The sequence below is a fragment of the Frankia sp. AgKG'84/4 genome (assembly GCF_023242965.2).
GTDB lineage: Bacteria > Actinomycetota > Actinomycetes > Frankiales > Frankiaceae > Frankia.
In genome coordinates this window covers 1-1,807 of sequence record NZ_JALKFU020001009.1, presented here as the reverse complement: position 1 = coordinate 1,807, position 1,807 = coordinate 1, and the positions used below count along the sequence as shown (strand labels likewise).

2 protein-coding genes are annotated in these 1,807 nt (G+C 76.6%); one reads left to right on the top strand and one right to left on the bottom strand.

Translation table 11 applies throughout. The features are described 5' to 3' along the window. Positions 1 to 1,010, bottom strand: a 1,010-nt coding sequence (locus MXD58_RS26830) for a DUF5667 domain-containing protein (protein ID WP_250610598.1), incomplete at its 3' end; no start/stop codon positions are given. Positions 1,011 to 1,067: 57 nt separating this feature from the next. On the opposite strand from MXD58_RS26830, the gene MXD58_RS26825 reads away from it, so the two are divergent. Then, positions 1,068 to 1,715 carry a hypothetical protein gene (locus tag MXD58_RS26825; protein WP_248837880.1) on the top strand — a complete coding sequence of 216 codons (648 nt, stop codon included), beginning with the start codon at positions 1,068 to 1,070 and terminating at the stop codon, positions 1,713 to 1,715. Positions 1,716 to 1,807 lie beyond the last annotated feature (92 nt).

The following is a 1,807-nucleotide window of genomic DNA, read 5'->3' as shown; positions in this document are numbered from 1 at the left end:
GCGTCGTCCCCGGCGGCTGCGCTGGGCGGTGTCCGCGGCCCGGCCGGGGGGTCCGCCTCCTCGACAGCGGCGCCCGTCGAGGGTGTGGTCGGTCCAGGCCGGGGCGCCGGGAAGGGCATCGGCGCGGCCGGGAGCGGCCTCGCCGGGGCCTGCGCCGGGACGGTCACGGAGACGGAGACGGACGGACGGACCGGGACCGGTCGCGGCGCTGAGGACGCAGGCGGTGGCGTGTGCGCGTCGAGGCTGACGCGGAACTGGCCGATGAGGTCGGTCGCCGCCCGGGCGGACTCGGTCGTGCCGGCGGGCAGCGCCGACAGGACCGTCGCCAGCTGGCTGGCCTGCGTGGTGGTGAAGGTGTTCATGGTCCGCCAGGCGTCGGCATCGCCGGCGCTCGCCTGGGCAAGCAACACCCGTGACCCGGCCGCGGCCTGCGCGCACCAGGACCGCAGCAGGCTGTTGACGGTGTCGGCGTCGGGGTGTTCGCCGGCCGCGGCCCGCTGTCGGTCGGCCGCGCCCGGCGTGCGCGTCGTCCCGTCGCCGTCGCCGCCGGCGGGCCGGGGCGGCGCAACCGTGGCAGCGCGAGAAGGGACGCCGGCTGGCAGCGACGGCGTGCGTCCCATCGGGGCACCAGCAGCCGCCCCGGACCCCTGCGGCGTCGGCGTGCCGTTCGGCGACGCCGGGACGTGCACCGGTGTCGACGTTGGTGCCGGCGTCGGAGTCCACGCGGATGGTCGGGGCGGTGCGCTCGGTGCCGAGGGGGCGCCACCGGCGTGCTCGCCCGGGGCGGACGCGGTCCCGGTAAGGGCGTGCAGTTCGTCCATGCGGGTGCCGGCGACCGTCAACCGGGTCTTCGCCCGCTCCAGCGGATCGCGTCGCAGGGCGACCTGAAAGTTCTCGACCTGCCTCTTGACGGCGTAGAGCGGTTCGCCGGGCAGCGCGTGCGCGGCGGTCGCGGCGACCCCGGCCAGGCCCGCGACCCCAAGCAGCTTGCCCCACCTGGCCCGTTTCACCCGCCCAGGCTACGACGGCGCCGGGCCGACCGGGCCGACCTGCGCCATGCTGGGCACATGTCCGAATCGCGGCTCGGCCTCACCGAGGCCCTGGACCTGGTCCGGACGGGTGACCTGTGGCTGTTCCGCGGCCGGACCGCGGCTGACCGGATGATCCAGACGTCGACGAACAGCCCGGTGAACCACGTCGGCATGGCGATCGTCATCGACGACCTCCCGCCGCTGCTGTGGCACGCGGAACTCGGCCGCACCCTGCCCGACGTGTGGTCCGGTGGCCGCCAGCGGGGGGTACAGCTCCACGACCTGCGGGCGGCGGTCGAGACCTGGGGGCAGCGCTACGGCCAGCGGGCCTGGCTGCGCCAGCTCTCCCCGGCCCTCGGCACGGACCGGGAGGACGCGGCGCTGCGCACCGTCGCCCGCCTCGACGGCACGCCCTTCCCCTCGACCGCGCAGCTCGCGGGCCGCTGGTTGCGCGGGCGCTTCCCCCGACCGCGTCGTTCGGCCACCCCGGGCGCCCTGGAGACCGCCTTCTGCGCGGAGGTCGTCGCCGTCACCTACGAGGCGATGGGGCTGTTGCCGTCCGGTAAGGCACCGAACTGGTACGACCCGGGACGTTTCTGGAGCGGCGACGCATTGGCCCTGCGCGACGGCTTCACCCTCGGCGACGAGATCGCCGTCGACCTCACGGTCAGCGCCTCGTCCTGACCCCCGCGGCGGCGAGGGCGCGCCGGCCGGCTACCACCCGCTCGCGCGCCTGGGCGATCTCCCGGCGTCCCGACCGGGGCGGCGGCGTGCCG